Source organism: Pseudomonas sp. NFACC24-1 (assembly GCF_900115235.1).
Taxonomy (GTDB): Bacteria; Pseudomonadota; Gammaproteobacteria; order Pseudomonadales; family Pseudomonadaceae; genus Aquipseudomonas; species Aquipseudomonas fluorescens_AA.
In genome coordinates this window covers 148,593-174,508 of sequence record NZ_FOVS01000010.1, presented here as the reverse complement: position 1 = coordinate 174,508, position 25,916 = coordinate 148,593, and the positions used below count along the sequence as shown (strand labels likewise).

The following is a 25,916-nucleotide window of genomic DNA, read 5'->3' as shown; positions in this document are numbered from 1 at the left end:
CAGGTCCGGCGAAGCCGGCGGAGAATGTTCAGGCGCGCCAACGCCAACGGGCGTGTGCCTTGATCATTTGATCCAGAAGTTTGCTGGCAATCGACACAGGGGAAGTCTCGTTCATACGTTCCGGCACAGTAGCTTAGCTGGGCGGAGCACGCAATATGACCGTTCCCGAAGGGCTTTGAAACAATCGCGACGTTCCGGATAGATGGCAAAATGCCGAAAGTTTTTGGTACTGTCGTTTCGTTTTCTAACAACAAAAAAATAAAAACGGATTTTCCCATGATCAAAAAGACGTTGTTCGTACCGATTGCCGGTTGCCTGCTGGCGATGGCCTGCGCCCAGGCGAGCGCCGCCCCCAACCCGTACTCCAAATTCATTGTGTTCGGCGACAGCCTCAACGACGCAGGCCAGTTCGCCGACCCGAATGGCCCACCCGGCTCGACCGAGCGCTATACCAACCGAACCGGTCCGATCTACACGGACGGCAGCGGTGAAGCCTATTCGGCCAACTCCACCCAACTGCTCGGCGGGCGCCTGGGCTATTCCGCCGACGAGACCGCCGCCTCCACCTCGGCGGTCCGCGCCGACCAAGGGCTGGCAGACGGCAATAACTGGGCGGTGGGCGGTTATCGTACCGACCAGATCCTCGAATCGATCACCGGTGTATCCGACACCGGCGAGCGCAGCCGTCCCGGCTACCTGCAGTCCAATGGCCTGCGGGCCGATCCGAATGCGCTGTATTACCTTTCCGGTGGCGGTAACGACTTCCTTCAAGGCCGGGTATTGAATACCGCGCAAGCGAACGCCGCCGCGGACCGCCTGGCCGACAGTGTCCAGGTGTTGCAAACGGCCGGTGCCCGCTATGTGATGGTCTGGCTGTTGCCCGACCTGGGCCTGACGCCGGCCCTCAACGGCGGCCCCTTGCAGGACACCTTTTCGCAGTTGGGCAATCAGTTCAACCAACAACTGATCACACGCCTGCAAGGCATCGACGCTGAAATCATTCCACTGAACATTCCGCTTTTGCTGAAGGAAAGCTTCGCCGATCCGGCAAGATTCGGCCTCGCCACCGGGGAGAACCTGACCGCTACCTGCTTCAGCGGCAACGGCTGCACGGAAAACGCCACCTATGGCATCAACAGTGCCACGCCGGATCCCAGCAAGCTGATCTACAACGACGCGGTCCATCCAACCGAAACCGGGCAAAAGTTGATCGCCGACTACGCCTATTCCCTGCTCGCGGCGCCCTGGGAACTGACGTTGCTGCCGGAAATGGCCCACTCGACCCTGCGTGCCCACCAGGATGAGTTGCGCAGCCAGTGGCAATCGGACTGGGAGGACTGGCAGGCGGTCGGCCAGTGGAGAGCCATCGTGGCAGGTGGCGGCCAGCACTTGGACATGGACAGCCAGGGCAGCGGCGCCAGCGCCGACGGCAGCGGCTACAGCCTCAACGTCGGCGGCAGCTATCGCCTCAACGAGGCTTGGCGCATAGGTGTCGCCGCCGGTCTCTACCGCCAGGACATGGAAGCAGGCCACGACGACTCGAAGTACAAGCTCAACAGCTACCTGGCCACCGCCTTCGCCCAGTTCCAGCAAAACCGCTGGTGGGCCGATGCGGCACTGACTGGCGGCAAGCTCGACTACGACAGCCTGGAACGCAAGTTCGACCTGGGCGTCAACGAAGCGCAAGAGAAAGGCGACACCGACGGCCATCTCTGGGCATTCAGCACGCGGGTGGGCTACGACATTGCCCAGCCGGGCAGCGAATGGCACCTCTCGCCGTTTATCAGCGCTGACTATGCGAAGGTGGAAGTCGATGGCTACTCGGAAAAGAGCAACCGCTCCACGGCCCTGACCTTCGATGACCAGACCCGCGACTCGAAACGCCTGGGCATTGGCTTGCAGGGCAAATACAACATCACCCGGCAGACCCAGGTGTTTGGCGAATATGCCCACGAGCGCGAGTACGAAGACGACACGCAAAAGGTCAACATCGCCCTCAACAGCCTGCCAGCCAACGACTTCACCCTGGAAGGCTACACGCCACAGAGCCACCTGAACCGCCTGAGCCTGGGGGTCAGCCACAAGTTGACCAACGACTTGGCGCTGCGGGGCGGTTATACATTGCGCAAGGATGATGACCTGACCCAGCAAGGGGTGAGCCTGGGCGTCAGCCTGGACTTCTGATCAAGCTGCCTGAAAGACCTGTGGCAAGGGAGCTTGCCCCGCTGGGCCGTAGGAGCTGTCGAGTGCAACGAGGCTGCGATCTTTCTCCAAACGCTTGAGTCTCAAGCGAAAGATCAAAAGATCGCAGCCTTCGGCAGCTCCTACAACCTAGCGGGGGCGTGCTCCCTCGCCACAGTTGTTGGAGGCCCTCAGTCGTTCGAGGTCTGCTCGGCCAGTGCCACGGCGCGGAACATCGCCCGGCGTTTGTTCAGGGTTTCTTCCCATTCCAATGCCGGCACCGAGTCGGCGACGATGCCGCCGCCGGCCTGCACATGCAGTTCGCCGTTCTTGATGACCGCGGTGCGGATGGCAATGGCGGTGTCCATGTTGCCGTTCCAGGCGAAATAACCCACGGCCCCGCCGTACACCCCCCGCTTGACCGGCTCCAGTTCGTCGATGATTTCCATTGCCCGGATTTTTGGCGCGCCGGACAAGGTGCCCGCCGGCAGGATCGCCCGCAAGGCATCCATGGCCGTCAGCCCGGCCTTCAATTGGCCGGTGACGTTGGAGACGATGTGCATCACGTTGGAATAGCGCTCGATGACCATCTTCTCGGTGAGTTTCACCGAACCAATTTCCGAGACCCGCCCGGTATCGTTGCGCCCCAGGTCGATCAGCATCAGGTGCTCGGCGATTTCCTTGTCGTCCGACAGCAGGTCTTCTTCCAGCGCCTGGTCGGCCTCCTCCGTGGCGCCACGAGGGCGAGTGCCGGCGATCGGTCGCACGGTGATCAGGTTGTCTTCGACCCGCACCAGCACTTCGGGCGAACTGCCGACGACGTGGAAGTCGCCGAAGTTGAAGAAATACATGTAGGGCGTCGGGTTGAAGCAGCGCAGCGCCCGGTAGAGATCGATGGGCGCGGCTTTGAAATCAATGGACATCCGTTGCGACGGCACCACCTGCATGCAGTCGCCGGCGAGGATGTATTCCTTGATGGTATCGACGGCGCGCTCGTAATCGTCCTGGGTGAAACTGGAACGGAACACCGGGTCGGCCGCCGACTGCTTGCTGAAGTCCAGGCCCGGACGCGGCGTGATCGGCTGACGGAGTTTTTCCAACAGCGCCTGCAGGCTTTTCTGACCTTGCTCGTAGGCATCTTCCCGGGACGGGTCGGCCAGGACGATGGCGTGCATCTTGCCGGCGAGGTTATCGAAGACCACGACGGCATCGGAGACCATCAGCAAGATATCCGGCACGCCCAGGGGATCGGGGTTCGGGCAGGTGCCCAGGCGTTTTTCCACGTAGCGCACGCAGTCGTAGCCAAAATACCCCACCAGGCCACCGTTGAAGCGCGGCAAGCCAGGAATGGTCGGCACGTTGTAGCGGGCCTTGAAGGTTTCGACGAATGCCAGCGGGTCTTCGACGTCGAGGCTTTCGATTTCGACGCCGTCATGGGTCACGCTGATGCGATGGTCATGGACCCGCAGCACCGTACGGCACGGCAGGCCGATGATGGAATAACGGCCCCATTTTTCCCCGCCCTGTACCGATTCGAGCAGGTAGGAGTTGGGCTGGTCGGCCAGCTTGAGGTAGATCGACAGCGGCGTGTCGAAGTCGGCCAGGGTTTCGCAGGCAAGGGGGATGCGGTTGTAGCCGGCAGCGGCTAGACGCAGGAATTCTTCGCGGATCATGGGGTGCCTCGTGGCAAGAGGAGCTGACAGTCAGGTATGCAAACGCGCCGGATAACCGGCCAGGATCACATCAGGCGCGCCAACGCCAGCGGGCCAGGGCCTTCATGACTTTCATCCAGAGTTTGCGAGTGACCACCACGATGGCGTTTCCAGAAGAGGATTGAACAGCGTCGGGCAACGTTATCTCAGCGGCCGGGTCCAGGCAACCGGGAATTAACAGGCGCAAATCATCGATCACCAGCGTCGGAAACTCTTCGGCGATGGGCCGGCCGTGGTTGTAGCCGTAACTCAGCGCCACGCATTTGACCCCTGCCGCCTTGGCCGCCAGCACATCGCTACGCGAGTCGCCGACGAACAAGGATTGGGAGGCCGGGATGTTGGCCATTTTCATCACGAAGAACAGCGCGGCCGGGTCAGGTTTTTTCTGTGGCAAGGTATCGCCGCCGATGATCCAGCGGAAATAGCGGCCGATTTTCATCTGGTCCAGCAGCGGCGCAACGAAGCGTTCCGGCTTGTTGGTGATCAGGGCCATTTCCACGCCCTGCTTCTTCAGCCACTTGAGCGTGGAGCGTACGCCGGGGTAGACCACCGTCAGCTCGTGGTTGCCTTCGTAGGCTTCGTTGAACAGCTCCAGCGCCCGCTCGGCCTCGGCGTCATCGACGCCCTGGGCATCGATGTGATTGGCCAGGGCCCGGCGTACCAGCATGGGCGCACCGTTGCCCACCCAGTGACGCACCGAATCAATGCCGGCGGACGGACGCCCGAGCTTGAGCAGCATGCTGTCCACGGCCGCCGCAAGGTCCGGAACCGAATCGACCAATGTGCCATCGAGGTCGAACATCACCAGACGCGGCAAGCTGCCGGGGAACAACTGCTCGAAGCCGCTCATGGGCGCGCCAGGGCCAGTTCGGCGCGCATTTTTGCAATCACCTCGTTGTAGTCGGGGGCGTTGAAGATCGCCGAGCCCGCGACGAACGTGTCGGCGCCGGCCGCGGCGATTTCACGGATATTGTTCACGTTCACGCCGCCGTCGATTTCCAGGCGGATGTCACGCCCCGAGGCATCGATCAGTGCCCGGGCTTCGCGCAACTTGTCGAGGGTGCCCGGGATGAACTTCTGGCCGCCGAAGCCAGGGTTGACGCTCATCAGCAGGATCATGTCGACCTTGTCCATCACGTACTTGAGCACGTCCAGGGGCGTCGCCGGGTTGAACACCAGGCCGGCCTTGCAACCGCCCTCGCGGATCAACTGCAGGGAGCGGTCGATGTGCAGCGTGGCTTCAGGGTGGAAGGTAATGTAGGTGGCACCGGCTTCGATGAAGTCACCGACGATGCGGTCCACCGGGCTGACCATCAGGTGCGCGTCGATCGGCGCGGTGATGCCGTACTTGCGCAGCGCCGCGCAGACCATCGGGCCGATGGTCAGGTTGGGTACGTAGTGGTTGTCCATGACATCGAAGTGCACGATGTCGGCCCCGGCGGCCAGAACGTTGTCCACTTCCTCACCCAGGCGGGCGAAGTCGGCGGAGAGAATCGACGGAGCAATAGCGAAGGGCTGCATGACGCACCTGTTTTGAGCGAAATCACGATGGCGCGCATTGTATACCTCAAGATTTGGCGCGCCCACCGTGACCGTCGATCAATACGCCGCGCGGTAGATCTTCTCGATGTCGCTGGCGGTCAGCTTGCGTGGGTTGTTGCGCATCAACCGCTCGATCCCCACGGCCTCCAGGGCCATGGAGGGAATCACGTCCTCGGTCACGCCCAGGCTACTCAGGCCCTGGGGGATTTCCACGGCGGCGCACAAGGCAACCATGGCTTCCACGGCTTCGTCGGCGGCCTCCATATCGCTCAGGTGGCCAGTCCTGATACCCATGGCTTCGGCGATGTCACGCATGCGCTCGACGCACGCCATTTTGTTCCACGCCATGACGTACGGCAGTAACAATGCATTGGCGACGCCGTGAGAAACGTGAAAGCGCCCACCTAATGGATAGGCCAGCGCGTGCACCGCGCCAACCCCGGCATTGCCGAAGGCCATGCCGGCCATCAGGCTGGCCGTGGCCATGTCCTCACGGGCCTGCAGATGGGCGGGGTTGGCATAGGCCTTGGGCAACGCCCGACTGATCAGCTTGACTGCACCGATAGCCAGGGCGTCGGTGATCGGCGACGCATTGAGCGACAGGTAGGCCTCGATGGCATGGACCAGCGCGTCGACACCACTGGACGCCGTTACGCCACGGGGGCACGTGAGGGTCATCTGTGGGCTGACCAGCGCCACGTCCGGCAACAGAAAATCGCTGACGATGCCTTTTTTCAGTTGCGCGGCCTTGTCGGAGAGGATCGCCACGTTGGTGACTTCCGAACCGGTACCGGCTGTGGTGGGGATGGCAATCATGGGCGGGCCTTTGCGCGGCACCTGATCGACGCCGAACATATCTTGCAACTCACCGTGGTACCCGGCATAGACGCCCACGCACTTGGCGATGTCGATGGCACTGCCGCCGCCCAAACCGATCAGGCCATCATGACCACCGTCGCGGTAGGCTTGCATGCAATCCTCGACGATAGCGATTTCCGGGTCCGGCATGACCCGGTCGAAAATCTCGTAGTCGCGTCCGCCCAGATGTTGCAGGGCCAGCTCCACGGTGCCGGACTGGACCAACGCCGCATCGGTCACGATCAGCGGGTTGTCGACGTCCAGGCGCGTCAACTCGGCGGCCAGTTGCTCGATGGCAGCGGCACCGGTGATCAGTTTATGGGCGATCTTGAATGAGGAAAGACTCATGTGCGCGGCCTCTTGTTCGAGTGTGGGCTGGCACAAGAATAGCTCGGTATTGGGGGTTGTCTGCTATTCAGCTTATGAATACACCGCAACCCCATTGTGGGAGCGGGCTTGCTCGCGAATACGGCGGCACATTCAACATTTATGTCGACTGGCACACCGCATTCGCGAGCAAGCCCGCTCCCACACTGGATCCATGTAAGACGTTATACCTGGGCCGTGCGCAACTTCTCGCTACGCCCACGCAACCACTCCAGGGTCAGCAGCAGGATCACCGAGAAGGCAATCAGCAGCGTCGCCGCCGCGGCGATGGTGGGGCTGAGGTTTTCGCGAATGCCGCTGAACATCTGCCGGGGTAACGTTGCCTGCTCGGGACCGGCCAGGAACAGGGTCACCACCACTTCATCGAACGACGTCGCGAAAGCGAACAGGGCCCCGGAGATCACGCCCGGGGCGATCAACGGCAGGGTAACCCGACGAAACGCCGTCAGGGGCGAAGCCCCGAGGCTGGCGGCGGCGCGGACCAGGTTGTGATTGAACCCCTGCAAGGTCGCCGACACCGTGATGATGACGAACGGTACACCCAGTACGGCATGGACCACGATCAGCGAGAGGAAACTGTTGCCCAACCCCAGCGGTGCGAAGAACAGATAGCTGGCCACACCGATGATTACCACCGGCACCACCATGGGCGAAATCACCAGGGCCATCACCAGCGCCTTGCCCGGGAAGTCACCGCGGGTCAGCCCGATGGCCGCCAGCGTGCCAAAGATCATCGCCAGCAACGTCGCCGCCGGCGCCACGATGATGCTGTTTTTCAGCGCCCGCATCCATTCGGCCGAGGCGAAGAAATCGTGGTACCACTGCAGCGAGAAACCTTGCAACGGGTACACCAGGAAACTGCCGGAGTTGAACGACAGCGGAATGATCACCAGCACCGGCAGGATCAGGAACAACAGGATCAGCCCGCAGAGCGTGCGCAAGGTGTAGAACCACACCCGTTCGACGGGAGACATGTAAGGACTCAGCATTTCGATCTCCCCTTAGCTCAGGCGCAGGCGACTGGCGCCCACCAGCCGGTTGTAAATCAGGTAAAGCACGACGGTCGCCAGCAACAGCAGCCCGCCGAGCGCCGTGGCCATGCCCCAGTTGATACTGGTGTTGGTGTAGAACGCGACGAAATAGCTGACCATCTGGTCGTTCGGGCTGCCCAGCAGCGCCGGCGTGATGTAGTAGCCGATGGCAAGAATGAACACCAACAGGCAACCGGCGCCGACACCGGCATAGGTCTGCGGGAAATACACCCGCCAGAAACTGGCGAACGGATGGCAGCCCAGGGAAATCGCCGCCCGCATGTAGGTGGGCGAGATGCCCTTCATCACGCTGTAGATTGGCAGGATCATGAACGGCAGCAGGATATGGACCATGGAGATATAGACACCGGTGCGGTTGAACACCAACTCCAGGGGCTTATCGATGATGCCCATGGCCATCAGGCCACTGTTGATCAGGCCGCCCGACTGCAGCAGCACGATCCACGCTGCGACTCGCACCAGGATCGAGGTCCAGAACGGTAGCAACACCAGGATCATCAACAGGTTGCTTTGGCGCGACGGCAGGTTCGCCAGCAGGTAGGCCAGCGGATAGGCCAGCACCAGGCAGATCGCGGTGATGACCAGGCCCATCCAGAACGTACGGGTGAAAATATCCAGGTAAATCGCCTGGTCGGGAGTCGCCGGGGCCAGTTCCCCCAGGTCATCGATGCGATGGTCGACAGCCGCCAGCAGGTAATACGGGGTGACGTTGCTGGTGTTGCGGCGGACCACCTGCCAGTACGCCGGGTCACCCCAACGCTCATCGAGGTTTTCCATGGCTTCTTTATAGGAAGCCGGCTCGGTGGCAAACGGCAACGCCCGAGCAGTCTTGGTCAGCAGGCTGCGATAGCCGGCCAGCTCCATGTTCAGGCGCTTGGACAAGTCGCCCAGGGTCTGATTCTTGCGGGCTTCGGCCAGGTCTTCACTGGCAGCCTTGTACACCGGCTCGCCCGGCAAACCGCGTCCGTCCCAGGCCGCGACGGCAGCGACCGTGCGAGGCATGGCGCCCACCACTTCCGGGTTGCTGACGCTTTTGAACAGCAGCGCCACGATCGGCACCAGGAACACCAGCAACAGAAACAGCACCAGCGGCGCAATCAAGGCCTGGGCCTTCCAGCGGTTGACCCGCTCGGCGCGCTTGAGCCGTTGCTTGAGGGTGGGGCTGGTGCCCGCGTTCAGTGGAACGGCGATGGCCATGGCGAACTCCGCAAATCTTTTTATCGTTACAGGGGCGGTGGGCCGCCTCTGTTCTTTTAAAACCGTGCTCGCTGAACTGATCGTTCCCACGCTCTGCGTGGGCATGCATCCAGTGACGCTCTGCGTCACAGAGGACGCGGAGCGTCCTGGGCGGCATTCCCACGCAGAGCGTGGGAACGATCCATGTCAGCGGTTATTTGGCCGCCCAGGAGTTGAAGCGCTGCTCCAGTTGCTCACCGTTGTCAGCCCAGAAGCTGACGTCGATCTGCACCTGGTTGGCGATGTTTTCCGGGGTGGTCGGCATGTCTTTCAGGACATCCTTGGCCAGCAACGGCACAGCCTGGGTATTGGCCGGGCCGTAGGCGATGTTTTCCGAGTAGGTCTTCTGCTGCTGCGGTGCAACCGAGAAGGCGATGAATTTCTTCGCCGCTTCGGCGCGGGTCTTGTCCAGGCCGCGCGGGATGGCCCAGGCGTCGAAGTCGTAGATGCCGCCGTTCCACACCACTTTCAGGTTGCTTTCTTTCTGTACCGCGGCGATCCGGCCGTTGTAGGCCGAACTCATGACCACGTCACCGGAAGCCAGGTATTGCGGCGGCTGGGCGCCGGCTTCCCACCACTGGATATTCGGCTTGAGCTCGTCGAGCTTCTTGAACGCACGGTCCTGGCCATCCTTGCCGGCCAGCACTTTGTAGACGTCTTTCGGCGCTACGCCGTCGGCCATCAGGGCGAATTCCAGGGTGTACTTGGCACCTTTGCGCAGGCCGCGCTTGCCCGGGAATTGCTTGGTGTCCCAGAAGTCTGCCCAACTGGTCGGCGCGGTCTTCAGTTTGTCGGCGTTGTAGGCCAGCACGGTCGACCACACGAAGAAACCTACGCCGCAAGGCTGGATGGCGCCCTTGACGTAATCTTCGGTCTTGCCGAACAGGGCCGGGTCCAGTTGCTCGAACAGGTCTTCGTCACAACCACGGGACAATTCCGGAGACTCGACTTCCACCAAGTCCCAGGAAACGCTCTTGGTGTCGACCATGGCCTTGACCTTGGCCATTTCGCCGTTGTATTCGCCAGCCACGATCTTGCCATTGCCGGCCGCTTCCCACGGTGCGTAGAAGGCTTTGACCTGAGCCGCCTTGTTCGCCCCGCCGAAAGACACCACGGTCAGGTCCGGGCCCGCCGCCATCGCGCTTGCCGCACCCATCATGCCCAGTGTCAGGGCTGTGAACTTCAGGGATCTCAACATTTATTGTTCTCTCCACGTGCAGGGTTGGTGTTGGTACAGCAGTGGGCGATCAATTCGCCTCTAGAAGGGGATCGAGCGCACGCACATGCTCGACTTGCCAGCCAAGCGGAACCACGTCGCCGACGGCGAGCGCAGGATCGAGCTCGGCAATCGGTTGCTTCACGAAGAAGTCGTTCTTGCCGCAGACTTCCAGGCGAACCCGGACGTGGTCGCCCAGATAGATGAATTCCGCCACCCTCCCTGAGAAGCGGTTGACACATTGTTCGCTGACGCCGTTGAGGCTCACCCGCTCCGGACGGATCGACAGGGTCACCGGCTCGCCGGGCTGACCGACATTCACCGCCAGGGCCTCGACTTTCTCGCCGCGCGCCAGCTCCACCAGACAACGATCGCCGGTGTGGCTGTGCAGGCGACCGTTGAGACGGTTGTTTTCACCGATGAAGTTGGCGACGAAAGTGTTTTTCGGCTCTTCATACAGGGTGCGCGGTGGAGCGATCTGCTGGATTTCGCCCTGGTGGAACACCGCCACACGGTCGGACATGGTCAAGGCTTCGCCCTGGTCGTGGGTCACGTAGACCACGGTCACGCCAAGGCGCTGGTGCAGGTGCTTGATTTCCATCTGCATGTGTTCACGCAATTGCTTGTCCAGCGCCCCCAGGGGTTCGTCCATCAGCACCAACTGCGGCTCGAACACCAGCGCCCGGGCCAGGGCCACCCGTTGTTGCTGGCCGCCGGACAACTGCGCCGGGTAGCGTTGGGCGAAGCTGTCCAACTGGACCATGCTCAAGACACGCTTGACCCGATCGCTCACGTCGCTCTTGTTCAGGCCTCGCACGGTCAGCGGGAAAGCAAGGTTCTCGGCGACAGTCATGTGCGGGAACAAGGCGTAGTTCTGAAACACCATGCCGATGTCGCGCTTGTGCGGCGGCACATTGTTGATCGAGCGCCCGGCCAGCAGGATCTCGCCGGCGGTTGGGGTTTCAAACCCGGCGAGCATCATCAGGCTGGTGGTCTTGCCGGAGCCGGAAGGCCCGAGCAGGGTCAGGAATTCGCCTTTGCGAATGTCCAGGTTGAGGTCTTTGACGATCAGGTTCTCGCCGTCGTAGCTCTTCTGCACACCACGAAAGCTGACCAGCACATCGCTGGTCCCCGCGCTTGAATCGACCTGGCTCATACCCGCACCTTTTGTTTTGATGACTGCTTGTGAATCAAGCCTAGTGGACCCAGGGGTCCGCGCAAATCGGGGCGCAGGAGAGAATCGCCTCAGCCGGATGGAAGAGTCGGGGTAGGGATCGCCCTACAAGGATGGCGGGATTGGGTAAGTGCGGCGGCGCGTTTTAAGCGGCAAGCGGCAAGCAGGGGCAAAAAGCGCTGTCGGGGTGTGTCGCAAATGGATATGCCGACACAAAACCCTGTGGGAGCGGGCTTGCTCGCGAATACGGCGGACAGTCAATACAGATGTAACTGAAGCACCGCATTCGCGAGCAAGCCCGCTCCCACAAGGGGAAACTGCGGTGGGGCTCAGAGCAACTTGTGCTCCATTGCATATTTCACCAACTCCGCCAATGAGGTGATGTTGAGTTTCTGCATCAGCCGCGCCTTGTGGGTGCTGATGGTCTTGCTGCTCAGGGCCAGTTGCTGGGCGATGTCGTTGACGTTGGCGCCCTGGGCCAGGCGTTCGAAGACTGAGAATTCACGCTCGGACAGCAGCGAGTGCAGCGGTCGCGTGTCCGTCAGGCCGACTTCGAAGACCATGCGGTCGGCCAGGTCCGGGTCGATGTAGCGCCCGCCGGCCGCGACCTTGCGAATCGCCATGAGCAGCAGGGCCGGGTCGCTGTCCTTGGTGGCGTAGCCCGCGGCACCGACCTTCAGGGCACGGGCGGCCATTTGCGCCTCGTCATGCATCGACAGCACCAGGATGGCCGGCGGATTGTTCAACGCACGGATCCGCGGGATCGCCTCGAGGCCGTTGACGCCCGGCATGGAGATATCCAGCAGCACCACTTCGCAGGGCACCTGGCGCAAGGTCTCGAGCAACTGTTCGCCATTGCTCGCCTCTCCCACCACCAGCAGATCCTTGGCCAGGCCAATCAACTGCTTGATGCCTTCGCGGACGATGGTGTGGTCTTCGGCTACCAGTACACGGATCACATTACTCTCCAGATTCAGGATCTCATCGCGAGCTGGCTCGCGATAGCGTCAGCCCAGGCAACCCAAACCATCAGGCCTCATTCAACGGCACCCGCACCGACAGGGTGGTGCCCTCCCCCGGCTCGCTTTCCAGGGTCAACTGTCCACCCATGATCAGTACCCGTTCACGCATGCCGACCAAGCCAAAGGACGTTGGCCGGCTCGTATCGGCAATAAATCCTACACCGTCGTCACTGACAGTCAGACATAAATCAGCGCCTTGCTGAACCAGCGTCAACTCCACAGTATGCGCCTGGGCATGGCGCATCACGTTGGTCAGTGCCTCCTGGAGAATCCGAAACAGACCGATGGCCTTGGCGTCGCTCAGGGGCGGCAGGTTGTCCGGCACCTGCACCAGGCAAGGAATCTGCGTTCGCGCCTCGAAGCGCCGGGCCTGCCATTCGATGGCCGAGGCGATGCCAGCATCCAGGATTGGCGGGCGCAACGCCGTCGCCACGTCCCGCACCAGCTGGAACAACTGAGCAATCAGGCGCTTCATGCTGTTAAGTCGCTCATGCAGGCCCGGGTCGAGTTGCGCGTAGGCCAATTCACACATGGAAGTTTCAAGCTTCAATACGGTCAGCATCTGGCCCAACTCGTCGTGGACCTCCCGGGCAATCCGCGCTTTTTCCTCTTCCCGCACGCTTTCCAGGTGCGCCGACAACTCGCGCAACTGCTCCCGGGAACTGGCCAATTCCAGTTCGATGCGCTTGCTGTCGGTGATGTCCCAGACGATACCGTCCCAGACATAGGCGCCATCCTCGAGGCGCCGAGTGATCGCCTTGATCTCGGCCCAACGCTCCTGGCCTTCGCGGGTCAGGATACGGCCCTGCCATGCCCAGTCACTGTCGGTATCCAGCGCCTGGTCCTGGGTGCGGCGGTAATCGGCCTTGTCCTGCGGATGCACCAGACTACGCAGCCCGGTGTCGCTGCGGGCCAGGGTTGCAGGGGAATACCCCACCAGGCTTTCGCTGCCTTCGCTGATGTAGGCAAAGTCGATCTGGCCGGTCACCGGCGCCCGCTCCAGGCGAAAGACCAGGCCCGGCACATTGGCGGCGATGCCTTGCAGCCGCGCCTCGCTTTCGCGCAACGCTGCCAGCGCACGTCGGCGCTCGGTCACATCATTGAGGTAGACCACCAGGTATTCGGCGTCGCGAAAACGCAGGAAGCTCAGGGAAACGTCGGTCGGCAGGATGCTGCCATCGGCTCGCACGCACTCGGTTTCGAAGCTCAGCGGCCCCTCTTCACTGGCCCGGGCGCGCTTCCACAGGTTCAACCAGCGGTCCATGTGCAAGCCCGGCTCGAAGTCGATCAAGGGCCGCTCGATGATGGCGCCCGGGGCATAGCCGAGCATGGTTTCGGCCGCTCGGTTGGCATAACGCACGTGGCTGTCCCAATTGACCCACAGGATGCCGACCGTGCTTTGATCGATGGAGAACTGGGTCAGGCGCAAGGCTTCTTCGCTGGCTGCACGCTGGGCGATGTCCTCCCTCGCGACACGCAGACGGCGCTCCAGTGCGCCTTGCTGGCGGCGCTGCCAGAACACGATGGCGACGCTGCTGAGCAGCAGGACCAGGATCAACAGGGTCAGGTTCTGCCAGAAACCCGGGGTCTCGGTCAGGCGCGGGTATTTTGGCTTGAGCCAACGGCTGTGCAGCTGCTCCAGCTCCTTGGCCGGGATTGCCTGCAACCCTCTGTCGATGATTTCTGCCAGCTCCGGCCAGTCCCGGCGTGTGGCAACCCGTAGTAACTGCGGCAGGCCAATGTCGCCCACCACCGCCAGCTCGGCGAATTCGGGTTCGACCATCAACCTGCCCAGTTGCGCCTCGTCGACCACCGCGTACCGGGCCTGCTGGGTCAGCAGCAATTGCAGGGCCTCGCGCTCCATCGGCACGCCTTGCAGGTTCAGCGTCGGGTAGTTGCTGCGCAGGTAATCGGCCGTCGCACTGGGCATGCGCACCGCAACGCGGGCCTGGGCGTCGAGTTTTTCCAACTCCACCCCCTCGGCGCCTTTCTGCGCGCCGACGATCAATTGCGGCACGCGCATGTAGGGATCGGAAAACTGCCAGAGCTTGAGCCCGCCCCGGGATTGGGTCAGGCCCGGAGCGACGTCCACCTCGCCGGCACGCACCGCGGCTTCCAGTTGCGCCACGTCCTGGAAGTTGCGCCAGGTCAGCTCGACGTTCAACGCCTTGCCCAGCCACTGCATCAACTCGACATTGGTGCCGGACAAACGCTGCAAGCGCCGGTCGTATTGCGCATAGGGCGCCTGCAAGACCAGGCCGACCCGCCATTGCGGATGTTGCACCAGCCATTGGCGCTGCCCTGCATTCAATTGCACCCCAGGCGTCGACGGCGCGGGCGCGGCCCACGCCATCAAGGGAAGCCATAAACAGCCGATAACCCACAGGCAGCAAAAACGCATCATTGAAGTCTCACGCACTGACAAATACTGACCAACCCATTAGGCTGCCGGAAATACTTCTGGTCATGGAATATCCGATGCCCTCTGTTTATCGCCTGGCGTTGCCAGCATTGTGCCTATCGCTGATCCTGCCAAGTGCCTTTTCTGTCCAGGCCAGCGAAACGCCCCCCGCCGCCGAGCAACCTGCCGAGGCAAAACCTGTCGAGCGCCAGCCTTTGCTCGAGCGTAGCCAGGAAGAAGCGGCCGCACTTGGACGAAAACTCCCGCCCCAGGAACAGCAACAGTTGCAGACCGGCAGCGACACTTTCCTGGCACTGTGGAAACCGGCCAACACCAGTGATCCCAGAGGCGCGGTCATTATCATCCCCGGTGCCGGCGAAACCGCTGACTGGCCTCAAGTCGTCGGCCCATTACGCAAAAAATTGCCCGATGTTGAATGGAGCAGCCTGAGTATCACCCTGCCGGACCTGCAAAGCGATGTCATCGCACCGCGCGTGGTGGAAGCCGCGCCCGAGACCAAGCCGGCCGATACGGCTGCCGCGGCACCGGACGCGACCACTTCGGCGCCGATCGAACAGGTCGCCGGCGGCGAAGCCGATGCGGTGGATCCGGTCGTTGCGCAAACCGAAGAAGAACATGCCAAGGCCGACGCCGAGCGCATCTTCGCCCGCATTGATGCGGCGCTGGCCTACGCCGAACAGCAAAGCGCACGCCGTATCGTGCTGCTGGGCCATGGCACCGGCGCCTATTGGGCCGCACGTTACTTGAGTGAAAAGCAGCCTTCGCAAGTCGAACGCTTCGTGATGGTAACTGCGCAGACTCCGGTCACTGCCAAGCCCGGCCTGGCCGAACTGACCCCGACCTTGAAACTGGCGACCGCCGATATTTTCTACATGGACAAACCGCTGGATCGCAACGCGGCGCTGGAGCGCTTGCAGGCGAGCAAACGCTTGAAAGGTTCGACCTTCAGCCAGGTGTCCCTCAAGGCCCTGCCGAACCCGGCGGCGGAGCAGGAACAGCTGTTTCGTCGGGTTCGGGGTTGGTTGAATCCGCAGAAGGTGGGGGAGTAAGGCTTACTGCTGGCCAAGCCGAAGACTGACTTTGTGGCGAGGGGATTTATCCCCGCCGGGTTGCGCAGCAACCCTAAAACCCGCGCAACAACACAATCTGATAGCGAGCGCTGCGCACTCGAGCGGGGATAAATCCCCTCGCCACAATAAATCCCCTCGCCACAGTTTTTCCCCTCCTTATCTACTGTTATCCCTTCTAGCGAAAATCCCGCCGCTCGCGAATCAACCGATAGGCGTTATGCAGCTCTCGGGTTTTGTCGGTGGCTTCACGCACCTGCAAGGCCGTCGCTCCGCTGCCGGCAATCTTGTCCGGGTGATGGCGGCTGAGCAGTCGCCGGTAAGCCCGCTTGATCTGCGACGGTTCGCTGGTGGCCGAAACCCCCAGCAAGCGCAAGGCCTCCTGATAGGTCACGCCGGCGTTGGGCCGCGACAGTTTCTGCGGTTCATAATCAGCCGCCAGCGCCTGGACCTGTTGCGGCGTCCAGCCCAACCAGCGGCCCCATTGGGCAACCAGTTCCCGCTCGCCGACACCGGCACGCCCATCGGCCCAGACCATCCGCCAACAGGCGCGCAATACCCCTTCAGCCGCATGGGGCTGGACGGCCAGGCGACGCATATAACCGCGCAACCGATCGTTTCCGGACTTGCCCCGGTTGAACGCCGCGATCGCCCGGCGCTGCGCCGATTCACTCAAGTCCAACGCCCGCATCTCCTGGCGAGCCTGCTGGATGTGGCCATCGACCACGCGCCCATCGCATTTGGCCAGACGCCCGAGCAATACAAACAACAACTCATCGTTGCGCAACGCCGGGCGCCCGCCCAGCCGTTCGCGTATTTGCGCCCAGCCCTGCAAGTTCAGGCGCCGGTCCAGCGCCTGCCCCAACAACGCGCCAAGCATGGCCCCCGGAATGCTGGCGATGGCAAAGCCCGCCCCGGCTCCAATCAGAGTCCCTGGCCACCACATATCAACCGCTCGCTTCTATCAAGGTTTCGACCTGCGCCAACCGTTCATGGGTGCCGACATCGACCCAATGCCCTTTCAGGTGCTCGCCACTGACGCTCCCCTCGGCCATAGCCGTACGCAACAGCGGTGCAAGCTTGAAGGCACCGCCTGTGCAACCGTCGAACAACCGTGGGTGCAGGACGGCGATGCCGCTATAGGTCAGGTTGTCGGCAGGCGTTCGCCCATCGTGAACTTTTCCGTCGGCCAGAATGAAATCGCCGTTCGGGTGATGCTCCGGATTATCGACAAGCACCAGGTGCGCCAGCCCTTTGAGCGGCCTGCGCAACGCGCTGAAATCGTAGTCGGTCCAGATATCGCCATTGACCACCACAAACGCGTCATCGCCCAGCAACGGCAAGGCCCGGAAAATCCCTCCCCCGGTCTCCAGCGGCTCGCCTTCAGGTGAAAACCGAATGCTCACGCCAAAACCCGAACCGTCCCCCAGGTGATCTTCGATCTGCTGGCCGAGCCAGGCGTGATTGATCACGATCTCGCTGAACCCGGCCTTGGCGAGCGCCCGCAAGTGGTATTCGATCAAGGGAACGCCACCCACGCGAATCAACGGCTTTGGCGTGGTGAGGGTCAGGGGGCGCATGCGCTCGCCCTTGCCCGCCGCCAGGATCATTGCCTTCATTCTGTTGCTCCGGCCGACTGCCGCAGGCTGCCAAGCAGCTCATCGAGCGGTGCCAGTTCAGGACGCCGGGCAATGACCGCTTCTATATAAGCAAAGAAACGCGGCACATCGCCGAGGTAACGAGGTTTGCCATCACGGTGGCAAATGCGCGCGAAGATCCCGATGACCTTGAGGTGACGCTGCACGCCCATCAAGTCGCTGGCCCGCAGGAAATCCTCGAGATCGGGCTGGACAGGAATGCCAAGGGCGCCTGCCTGCTGCCAGTAACGCTCCAGCCAGCCGCGCACACGCGCCTCGGGCCAACTGAGGAAGGCATCCTTGAACAGGCAGGTCACGTCGTAGGTCACCGGGCCATAGACCGCATCCTGAAAGTCCAGCACACCGGGGTTCGGTGCGCTGAGCATCAGGTTGCGCGGCATGTAGTCGCGGTGCACCAGCACTTTGGGCTGGGCCAGGGCGCTGTCGATCAACAGCTCGCTGGCCTGTTGCCAGAGTTGCTGCTGGGCCGGATCGAATTCGATGCCCAGCTCGCGCTTGACGTACCACTCGGGAAACAATTCCAGCTCCCGACGCAGCAACGCGACATCGTAGCTCGGCAACGGCGCGACCATTGGCAGTTGCTGGAAAGCCAACAAGGCTTGCAAGGCATCGCCGAATAAATCGTCGGCATTTTCGCTGTCGATCACGTCCAGGTAGGTCTGATTGCCCAGGTCATTGAGCAAAAGAAAGCCGCGTTCAAGGTCTTCAGCATAAATTTTCGGCACGTTGATGCCGGATTTAGCCAATAAAAAAGCAATATCCACGAAGGGTTTGCAGTTTTCCTGGGGCGGTGGCGCATCCATTACGATCAAACTGCGGCCCTCGCCTTCCCAGCGGAAATACCGCCGGAAACTCGCGTCACTGCTGGCGGCGGTCAACGTGGCCGGGGGTACGGTGCCCCAGCCCTGTTGAGTGAAAAGGATCGGCAGCTGTTCATCGAGCCAAACTTTCAGGTGTTGCAAGCGTACATCTTGGTCGGGCATTGCAAGGGTCTCCGACGGCGCTAGCCGTCAAGCGGGTCATGCTTTATTATCCAGCATCTTTTTCAGACCATCGAGAGGCGTGCGGCCCACACCGCGGGCAGATGGCACGCAGGAAGCCCGGACTAATAAGATGGCATTGAAATCCCCCGCGTTTCGTAAAAAATTTCCGTTGCTGGTCACCGGCAGTCTGCTGGCCCTGCAACCCCTGGCCTCTTCATTCGTCGTCGCGGCGCAGCAGTATGACTGCTCCGTCTCCGCTTCGGGTGCCTGGGACTGTGCGCCCAAGACGCCGGCCGCCGCGTTGCCGCCACGCCCCGTGCATGACGGCAGTGCGGTTTCCGACAGCGGCGCGGCGCCAGCCGACAGCAGCTCGGGCGAGGAAGCCGGCGAAAAGCCGATGCTCGTTACCGAAGCCAAGGGCCGCGGCCTGAAGTCGCGCAGTGCAGACTACAGCCACCTGGATTGGGTTCCACGCGAGAACCTCACCCCGGCGCAACTGGCTGAAACCGGTCCTTACTGCGCCGGTGCCTATATCGAGCCAACGCGTCCTGGCATGAATGACAAGACCGCCAAGAGCGATGCGCCCACGTTCCTCGGTGCCAAGGCTTCACGCTATCAGCAGGAAGAACAGGTGGCGACCCTGGCCGGTGACGTGGTCATGCGCCAGGGCAGCATGCAGGTCGAGGCCGACGAGGCCAGCCTGTACCAGGCCGAGAACCGTGGCGAGCTGAGCGGCAACGTACGGGTTCGCGACAACGGTGCGCTGATCGTCGGCGACCATGCCGATGTACAGCTGGACACCGGCGAAGCCAAGGTCGACAACGCCGAATACGTGATGCACAAATCGCGCATCCGCGGTAACGCGCTGTACGCCAAGCGTGCCGAGAACGCGATCATCCGCCTCAAGGACGGTACGTACACCACGTGCGAACCGGGCAGCAACGCCTGGACGCTCAAGGGCAACAACATCACCCTGAACCCGGCCACCGGCTTCGGCACCGCGACCAACGTGACGCTGCGCGTCAAGGACTTCCCGGTCCTGTACACGCCGTACATCTACTTCCCGATCGACGACCGTCGCCAGTCCGGCTTCCTGCCGCCGACCATAGGCAGCGGCAGCGACACCGGCTTCCTGCTGGTCACCCCGTACTACTTCAACCTGGCGCCGAACTACGACGCCACGTTGTACCCACGCTACATGAGCAAGCGCGGCCTGTTGATGGAAGGCGAGTTCCGCTACCTGACCAAGTCCAGCGAAGGTCAGTTCGGCGCGGCGTACCTCAACGATGAAGATGATGAGCGCAGCGGGCAGAGCGATTACGACAAGACCCGCTACATGTACAACTGGCAGCACAAGGGCGGCCTCGATTCCCGCGTGCTGACAGAAGTCGACTACACCAAGATCAGCGATCCGTACTATTTCCAGGATCTTGAAAGCGATCAGATTGGTATCGAGTCCAATGATTACGTCAATCAGCAAGGCGCAGTCAGCTATCGCGGCGACAGCTACACGGCGCGGGTGAATGCCCAGGCCTACCAGATGGCAACGATTTCGAAGATCACCCCTTACAACCGCTTGCCTCAGATCACCTTCATCGGTGAGCTGCCGCAACACCCGTATGGACTGGACCTCGCCTACAAAACAGAGCTGGTGCGGTTCGATCGTGATCTGCGGACCGGCGCCTACACTGACGAAGACGGTAACTCCGAGCCAAGGCTGGACTCCAACGTTCGCGGACTGGCACGGGCCAACGGTACTCGCCTGAATCTGGCGCCGGTAATGAGCCTGCCGATGGAAGCCACCTACGGCTTCATCACGCCGTCGCTCAAATACCAATACACCCAATACGATTTGGATCTGGACGGCACTGGCAAATCCCAGATCGCCGCGCAATCCGCCGAGACGGATCGTCTGCGCGGCACGTACAGCGGCAGCCAGAGCCGCGGCGTCCCAATCGCCAGCATCGATAGCGGCCTGTATTTCGACCGTGATACCCAGTGGTTCGGCACCAACTATCGCCAAACTCTGGAACCACGCCTGTTCTATCTCTACGTACCTGAGAAAGACCAGAGCGATATCCCTGTGTTCGACACCGGTGAGTACACCTTCAGCTACTCCTCGCTGTTCCGTGACAATCGTTTTTCGGGCTCCGACCGTGTCGGCGACGAGAACAAACTGTCGCTGGGCATAACCAGCCGCTGGATCCAAGAAAACGGTTTCGAACGCCAGCGCATCAGCGTCGGCCAGGCCTTGTACTTCAAGGATCGCGAAGTCCAGTTGCCGGGCATCGACTTCAATACGCGCGAAGACGCCAAATCGGATGTATCGCCTTACGCCCTGGAATATGAGTTCCGCTGGAACCGCGATTGGCGCACCACGGCTACCTACAACTGGGACCCGGACACTCGCAGCCCTCGCTCGGGTAGCGCGATGTTCCACTACCAGCCTGAAGACAACCCGAACAAGGTCATCAACGCCGGTTATCGCTATCGCAACGACCAGGTCCGTTACGACCAGACTACGGGTCAATGGTCCGTGGGCGGTGGCGACTACGGTACGCCTGGCCAGCCTGGCTACGTGAAGGACTACTACAAGATCCAGCAGCACGACTTCTCGGTCATCTGGCCGATCGTGCCGCAGTGGAACGCGATCAGCCGCTGGCAGTATGACTACAACCGCAACCGTACCCTGGAAGCCTTCGGTGGTTTCGAATACGACAACTGCTGCTGGAAATTGCGCCTGATCAACCGTTACTGGGTCGACTACGAAGAGTTCAGTCAAGCCGCCCCGGAAAACGAAAAAGGCGACCACGGCGTCTTCCTCCAAATTGTTCTGAAGGGACTCGGCGGCCTTACCGGCGCCAAGGTAGAGAGTTTCCTCGACAAAGGCATCCAAGGTTATCGTGAACGTGAAGACCAAGCTTTCTGATTGTCTGCGCCCGCTGATGCTGGGCGCGCTGTTCCTGGGTACCGCGGCCAACGCCGCGGTACAGCCCATCGACAAGGTCGTGGCCATCGTCGACAACGACGTGGTCATGCAGAGCCAGCTGGACCAGCGCGTCCATGAAGTGCAGCAAACCATCGCCAAGCGCGGCGGTGGCCTGCCGCCTCCGGGTGTGTTGGACCAGCAAGTGCTCGAGCGCCTGATCGTCGAAAACCTGCAACTGCAGATCGGCGAGCGTTCCGGCATTCGCATTACCGATGAAGAACTGAACCAGGCTGTCGGCACCATTGCCCAGCGCAATAACATGAGCATCGACCAGTTCCGCGCCGCCCTGGCTCGCGACGGCCTCTCCTACGAGGACGCCCGCGATCAGATCCGTCGCGAAATGGTCATCAGCCGTGTGCGCCAGCGCCGTGTCGCCGAACGCATCCAGGTGTCGGAGCAGGAAGTGAAGAATTTCCTCGCCTCCGACCTGGGCAAGATGCAGCTTTCCGAAGAGCTGCACCTGGCGAACATCCTGATTCCTACTCCGGAAAGCGCCAACTCCGAAGCCATCCAGAGCGCTTATCGCCAGGCAATGGATGTCTACCAGCAGCTCAAGCAAGGCGCTGATTTCGGCCAGATGGCCATTGCCAAGTCGGGCAGCGACAACGCCCTGGAAGGCGGCGACATGGGCTGGCGCAAGCCCGCTCAACTGCCGCCTCCGTTCGACCGTGAACTGAGCGCCATGGCCGTGGGCGACATCACCCAGCCAGCACGCACCCCAGGCGGCTTCATTATCCTGAAAGTGCTGGAAAAACGCGGTGGCGGAACCCAGGTCCGTGACGAAGTGCATGTTCGCCACATCCTGATCAAGCCAAGCGAGATTCGCAGCGAAGCCGAGACCAAGCGCCTGGCGGAAAAACTCTACGACCGCATCGAAGCGGGCGAGGACTTCGCCGAACTGGCGAAGAGTTTCTCCGAAGACCCGGGGTCGGCCCTCAACGGCGGTGATCTGAACTGGGTTGACCCGAATGCACTGGTTCCCGAGTTCCGCCAGGTCATGGCCGATACGCCGCAAGGCCAACTGTCCAAGCCGTTCAAGAGCCCGTATGGCTGGCACGTACTGGAAGTCCTTGGCCGTCGCGCCACCGACAGCACCACCCAGGCACGCGAACAGCAGGCGATGACCGTATTGCGCAACCGCAAGTACGACGAAGAGCTGCAAACCTGGCTGCGTCAGATTCGCGACGAAGCCTACGTTGAAATCAAACTTCCTGGTGCAGACCAGGCAGCGCAGTGAAACCCAAGCGTTTCGCGCTGACACCCGGCGAACCAGCCGGCATCGGTCCCGACCTGTGCCTGCTGCTCGCCTCGCACCCCCAGCCGCACCCTCTGATTGCCATCACCAGTCGCGACCTGCTCCTTGAACGGGCCGCGCAACTGGGGGTGGTCGTCGACCTGTTGCCAGTGACACCGCAGGCCTGGCCGGATGCTCCGGCACCCGCCAACAGCCTGTATGTCTGGGATACGCCCTTGGGCGCCCCGGTCGTCACCGGGCAGTTGGACAAGGCCAACGCCGCGTTCGTCCTGCAAACCCTGACCCGCGCTGGCCAAGGCTGCCTGGACGGAACGTTCGCCGGCATGATCACCGCACCGGTGCACAAGGGCGTGATCAATGAATCCGGGATTGCCTTTTCCGGACACACCGAATTCCTGGCGGACCTGACCCACACCGCGCAAGTGGTGATGATGCTCGCCACCCGCGGCCTGCGTGTGGCCCTGGTGACCACTCACCTGCCCTTGCGGGACATCGCCGACGCCATCACCCCGGAACGCCTGGAGCGGGTCACGCGTATCCTGCACGCCGACCTCCAGGCAAAATTCGGCATCGCCCGGCCACGCATCCTGGTCTGCGGGCTCAACCCCCATGCCGGCGAAGGCGGTCACCTGGGCCGTGAAGAAATCGACATCATCGAACCCACTTTGGAGCGCTTGCGCAGCGAGGGCATGGACCTGCGTGGCCCGCTGCCTGCCGACACTCTGTTTACCCCCAAATATCTGGAGCACTGCGATGCGGTGCTGGCGATGTACCACGACCAGGGCCTGCCCGTGCTGAAGTACAAAGGCTTCGGCGCGGCAGTCAACGTGACGTTGGGGCTGCCGATCATCCGTACCTCCGTGGACCATGGCACCGCCCTGGACCTGGCCGGCAGCGGCAAGATCGATACCGGCAGCCTGCAGGTCGCCCTGGAAACCGCCTACCAGATGGCCGAGACCCATTTATGACCGAGCAATACCAACACCGCGCGCGCAAGCGCTTCGGCCAGAACTTCCTGCATGATGCCGGCGTGATCGATCGCATCCTGCGCTCCATCCGGGCCAAGCCCGACGACCGCCTGCTGGAAATCGGGCCGGGCCAGGGCGCCCTGACCGAGGGCCTGCTCGACAGCGGCGCGCAACTGGACGTGGTGGAACTGGACAAGGACCTGGTCCCGATCCTCAACCAACAGTTCGCCGGCAAGAGCAATTTCAACCTGCACCAGGGCGACGCATTGAAGTTCGACTTCAATAGCCTGAATGCCGCGCCGAACAGCCTGCGGGTGGTGGGAAACCTGCCGTACAACATCTCCACACCGCTGATCTTCCATCTGCTGAGCAACGCCAGCCTGATCCGCGACATGCACTTCATGTTGCAGAAAGAAGTGGTCGAGCGCCTCGCCGCCGGCCCTGGCGGTGGCGATTGGGGCCGCCTGTCGATCATGGTCCAGTACCATTGCCGGGTCGAACACCTGTTCAACGTCGGTCCGGGTGCATTCAACCCGCCACCGAAAGTCGATTCGGCCATCGTCCGCCTGGTACCTCATGCCGTCCTGCCGCACCCGGCCAAGGATCATCGCCTACTGGAGCGGGTGGTGCGCGAAGCGTTCAACCAACGCCGCAAAACCTTGCGCAACACCTTGAAACTGTTGCTCAGCAGCGCCGAAATCGAAGCCGCCGGCGTCGACGGCAGCCTGCGCCCCGAGCAGCTGGACCTGGCAGCTTTCGTACGCCTGGCCGACAAGCTCAGCGAACAGGTCGCTCCGCAAGCCGACGCCAGCTGAACGGGTGACAAGCGCTATCGGGCAGTACGCCAGTCTGGTCTACTACCCGATACTTGGCCTAGACTGATCTCCTGAGTCGCGCCCGCGTCCCGCTTCGTTTTTAAGGCCTTATTTGCATGTCTGATCCTCGTTATCAGGTCGACGTCAGCGTCACCACCCGTTTTCTGGCAGAACAGTCGCAACCCGAGCATGACCGCTTCGCCTTCGCCTACAGCATTACCGTGCGCAACAACGGCTCCTTGCCAGCCAGGCTGCTGTCGCGGCACTGGGTCATCACCGATGGCGACGGCCATGTCGAAGAAGTGCGTGGTGAAGGCGTTGTCGGCCAGCAGCCGTTGATCGACGCCGGTAAAAGCCACAGCTACAGCAGCGGGACCGTGATGACCACCAAGGTCGGCACCATGCAGGGTACCTACCAGATGCTGGCCGAGGACGGCACACGCTTCGACGCCGTCATCAAGCCCTTTCGCCTGGCCGTGCCCGGAGCGCTGCACTAATGGCCACGTATGCGGTCGGCGACCTGCAAGGCTGCCTCGATCCGCTCAAATGCCTATTGGAACGCGTCGCCTTCGATCCCCAGAAAGACACGCTGTGGCTGGTGGGTGACCTGGTCAACCGTGGCCCGCAATCCCTTGATACGCTGCGCTTTCTCTACGGCATCCGCCAGTCGCTGGTGTGCGTGCTCGGCAACCACGACCTGCACCTGCTGGCCGCCTGGCAGAACATCGAGCGCCTGAAAAAATCCGACACCTTGAAGGAAATCCTCGACGCCCCCGATTGCGTTGAGCTGCTGGAGTGGCTGCGCCAGCAAAAGCTCATGCACTACGACGAGCCACGCAACCTGGCGCTGGTCCATGCCGGCATCCCGCCCCAGTGGTCCCTGCGCAAGGCGCTCAAGTGCGCCGGCGAGGTGGAACAGGCCCTGCGCGACGACAATCTGTTCGCGCCCTACCTGGATGGCATGTACGGCAACGAGCCGGTCAAGTGGGACAACGACCTCACCGGCAGCGCCCGCCTTCGCGTCATCACCAATTATTTCACGCGCATGCGCTTCTGCACCCGCGACGGCAAGCTCGACCTCAAGGGCAAGGAAGGCATCGAGACCGCACCACCCGGCTACGCTCCCTGGTTCAAGCACAGCGAGCGCAAGACCCGTCACCTGAAAATCATTTTCGGGCACTGGGCGGCACTGGGCGGTCAGTGCGACGAACCCGGCGTCTTCGCCCTCGATACCGGCTGCGTGTGGGGCAGCGCCATGACGCTGATGAACGTCGACACGGGCGAGCAACTGCGTTGCGACTGCGACGAACAGGGCCACGCCAGAATCCATCACCCGACCGCAGCACCATTGCCGGCCGGCACCGCCATTTGACCGGCGT

21 protein-coding genes are annotated in these 25,916 nt (G+C 62.0%); 8 read left to right on the top strand and 13 right to left on the bottom strand.

What is annotated here, in order from left to right:
* Positions 1–276: 276 nt before the first annotated feature.
* Complete coding sequence (gene estP / locus BM317_RS12160; protein ID WP_092169734.1) at positions 277–2,184, top strand: esterase EstP; 1,908 nt, start codon at positions 277–279, stop codon at positions 2,182–2,184.
* 188 nt (positions 2,185–2,372) lie between these two features.
* On the opposite strand, the gene trpE is transcribed toward estP, so the two are convergent.
* The 10 genes from trpE to BM317_RS12105 form a co-directional block, all read right to left on the bottom strand.
* Positions 2,373–3,854, bottom strand: a complete 1,482-nt coding sequence (trpE, locus tag BM317_RS12155) for an anthranilate synthase component I (RefSeq protein ID WP_092169730.1) — start codon at positions 3,852–3,854, stop codon at positions 2,373–2,375.
* A 70-nt stretch (positions 3,855–3,924) separates the two neighbouring features.
* Positions 3,925–4,743 (bottom strand): phosphoglycolate phosphatase, encoded by an 819-nt coding sequence (locus BM317_RS12150; protein WP_060740372.1) that lies wholly within the window; start codon positions 4,741–4,743, stop codon positions 3,925–3,927.
* Complete coding sequence (gene rpe, locus BM317_RS12145; RefSeq protein WP_092169726.1) at positions 4,740–5,414, bottom strand: ribulose-phosphate 3-epimerase; 675 nt, start codon at positions 5,412–5,414, stop codon at positions 4,740–4,742. Before rpe ends, BM317_RS12150 begins: the two co-directional genes overlap by 4 nt.
* 78 nt (positions 5,415–5,492) lie before the next feature.
* A complete protein-coding gene (locus BM317_RS12140) occupies positions 5,493–6,641 on the bottom strand; it encodes an iron-containing alcohol dehydrogenase (RefSeq protein WP_092169723.1) in 1,149 nt (382 codons plus the stop codon).
* A 203-nt stretch (positions 6,642–6,844) separates the two neighbouring features.
* On the bottom strand, positions 6,845–7,669 hold the full coding sequence (locus tag BM317_RS12130) for an ABC transporter permease (protein WP_092169715.1): 825 nt from the start codon (positions 7,667–7,669) through the stop codon (positions 6,845–6,847).
* Between the two features lie 12 nt (positions 7,670–7,681).
* A complete protein-coding gene (locus BM317_RS12125; RefSeq protein WP_060740368.1) occupies positions 7,682–8,929 on the bottom strand; it encodes an ABC transporter permease in 1,248 nt (415 codons plus the stop codon).
* A 193-nt stretch (positions 8,930–9,122) separates the two neighbouring features.
* On the bottom strand, positions 9,123–10,166 hold the full coding sequence (locus BM317_RS12120) for an ABC transporter substrate-binding protein (protein ID WP_092169709.1): 1,044 nt from the start codon (positions 10,164–10,166) through the stop codon (positions 9,123–9,125).
* Positions 10,167–10,215: 49 nt separating this feature from the next.
* Entirely contained in the window at positions 10,216–11,340 is a 1,125-nt protein-coding gene (locus tag BM317_RS12115) for an ABC transporter ATP-binding protein (protein ID WP_092169705.1), read from the bottom strand.
* Between the two features lie 347 nt (positions 11,341–11,687).
* Positions 11,688–12,317: a response regulator gene (locus BM317_RS12110; RefSeq protein ID WP_060740366.1), complete on the bottom strand. Its 630-nt coding sequence runs from the start codon at positions 12,315–12,317 to the stop codon at positions 11,688–11,690.
* A 70-nt stretch (positions 12,318–12,387) separates the two neighbouring features.
* Positions 12,388–14,784, bottom strand: a complete 2,397-nt coding sequence (locus BM317_RS12105; protein ID WP_092474410.1) for a PAS domain-containing sensor histidine kinase — start codon at positions 14,782–14,784, stop codon at positions 12,388–12,390.
* 74 nt (positions 14,785–14,858) lie between these two features.
* Here BM317_RS12105 and BM317_RS12100 point away from each other — a divergent pair, with 74 nt between their 5' ends.
* On the top strand, positions 14,859–15,851 hold the full coding sequence (locus BM317_RS12100; RefSeq protein ID WP_092474408.1) for an alpha/beta hydrolase family protein: 993 nt from the start codon (positions 14,859–14,861) through the stop codon (positions 15,849–15,851).
* Between the two features lie 196 nt (positions 15,852–16,047).
* Here the strand turns inward: BM317_RS12100 and BM317_RS12095 are convergent, their stop codons facing one another.
* From BM317_RS12095 to BM317_RS12085, 3 genes are read right to left on the bottom strand one after another with little or no spacing between them, the layout of a single operon-like run.
* Positions 16,048–16,815 carry a TerB family tellurite resistance protein gene (locus tag BM317_RS12095; RefSeq protein WP_092169691.1) on the bottom strand — a complete coding sequence of 256 codons (768 nt, stop codon included), beginning with the start codon at positions 16,813–16,815 and terminating at the stop codon, positions 16,048–16,050.
* Position 16,816: 1 nt separating this feature from the next.
* Complete coding sequence (gene murU / locus BM317_RS12090) at positions 16,817–17,488, bottom strand: N-acetylmuramate alpha-1-phosphate uridylyltransferase MurU (RefSeq protein WP_092169686.1); 672 nt, start codon at positions 17,486–17,488, stop codon at positions 16,817–16,819.
* Positions 17,485–18,510, bottom strand: coding sequence for an aminoglycoside phosphotransferase family protein (locus BM317_RS12085; protein WP_092474406.1), 1,026 nt, complete (start codon positions 18,508–18,510; stop codon positions 17,485–17,487). The genes murU and BM317_RS12085 overlap by 4 nt, the downstream gene beginning before the upstream one ends.
* 130 nt (positions 18,511–18,640) lie before the next feature.
* Here BM317_RS12085 and BM317_RS12080 point away from each other — a divergent pair, with 130 nt between their 5' ends.
* From BM317_RS12080 to BM317_RS12055, 6 genes are all read left to right on the top strand, one after another.
* Positions 18,641–21,439 (top strand): LPS-assembly protein LptD, encoded by a 2,799-nt coding sequence (locus tag BM317_RS12080; protein ID WP_092169677.1) that lies wholly within the window; start codon positions 18,641–18,643, stop codon positions 21,437–21,439.
* Positions 21,420–22,736: a peptidylprolyl isomerase SurA gene (gene surA / locus BM317_RS12075; RefSeq protein WP_139197862.1), complete on the top strand. Its 1,317-nt coding sequence runs from the start codon at positions 21,420–21,422 to the stop codon at positions 22,734–22,736. The genes BM317_RS12080 and surA overlap by 20 nt, the downstream gene beginning before the upstream one ends.
* Positions 22,733–23,722: a 4-hydroxythreonine-4-phosphate dehydrogenase PdxA gene (gene pdxA / locus BM317_RS12070; protein ID WP_092169668.1), complete on the top strand. Its 990-nt coding sequence runs from the start codon at positions 22,733–22,735 to the stop codon at positions 23,720–23,722. Before surA ends, pdxA begins: the two co-directional genes overlap by 4 nt.
* A complete protein-coding gene (gene rsmA, locus BM317_RS12065; protein WP_060740358.1) occupies positions 23,719–24,537 on the top strand; it encodes a 16S rRNA (adenine(1518)-N(6)/adenine(1519)-N(6))-dimethyltransferase RsmA in 819 nt (272 codons plus the stop codon). Before pdxA ends, rsmA begins: the two co-directional genes overlap by 4 nt.
* A 116-nt stretch (positions 24,538–24,653) precedes the next feature.
* Entirely contained in the window at positions 24,654–25,034 is a 381-nt protein-coding gene (gene apaG, locus BM317_RS12060) for a Co2+/Mg2+ efflux protein ApaG (RefSeq protein WP_053125932.1), read from the top strand.
* Positions 25,034–25,909 (top strand): symmetrical bis(5'-nucleosyl)-tetraphosphatase, encoded by an 876-nt coding sequence (locus BM317_RS12055; RefSeq protein ID WP_092474404.1) that lies wholly within the window; start codon positions 25,034–25,036, stop codon positions 25,907–25,909. The genes apaG and BM317_RS12055 overlap by 1 nt, the downstream gene beginning before the upstream one ends.
* Positions 25,910–25,916: the final 7 nt, after the last annotated feature.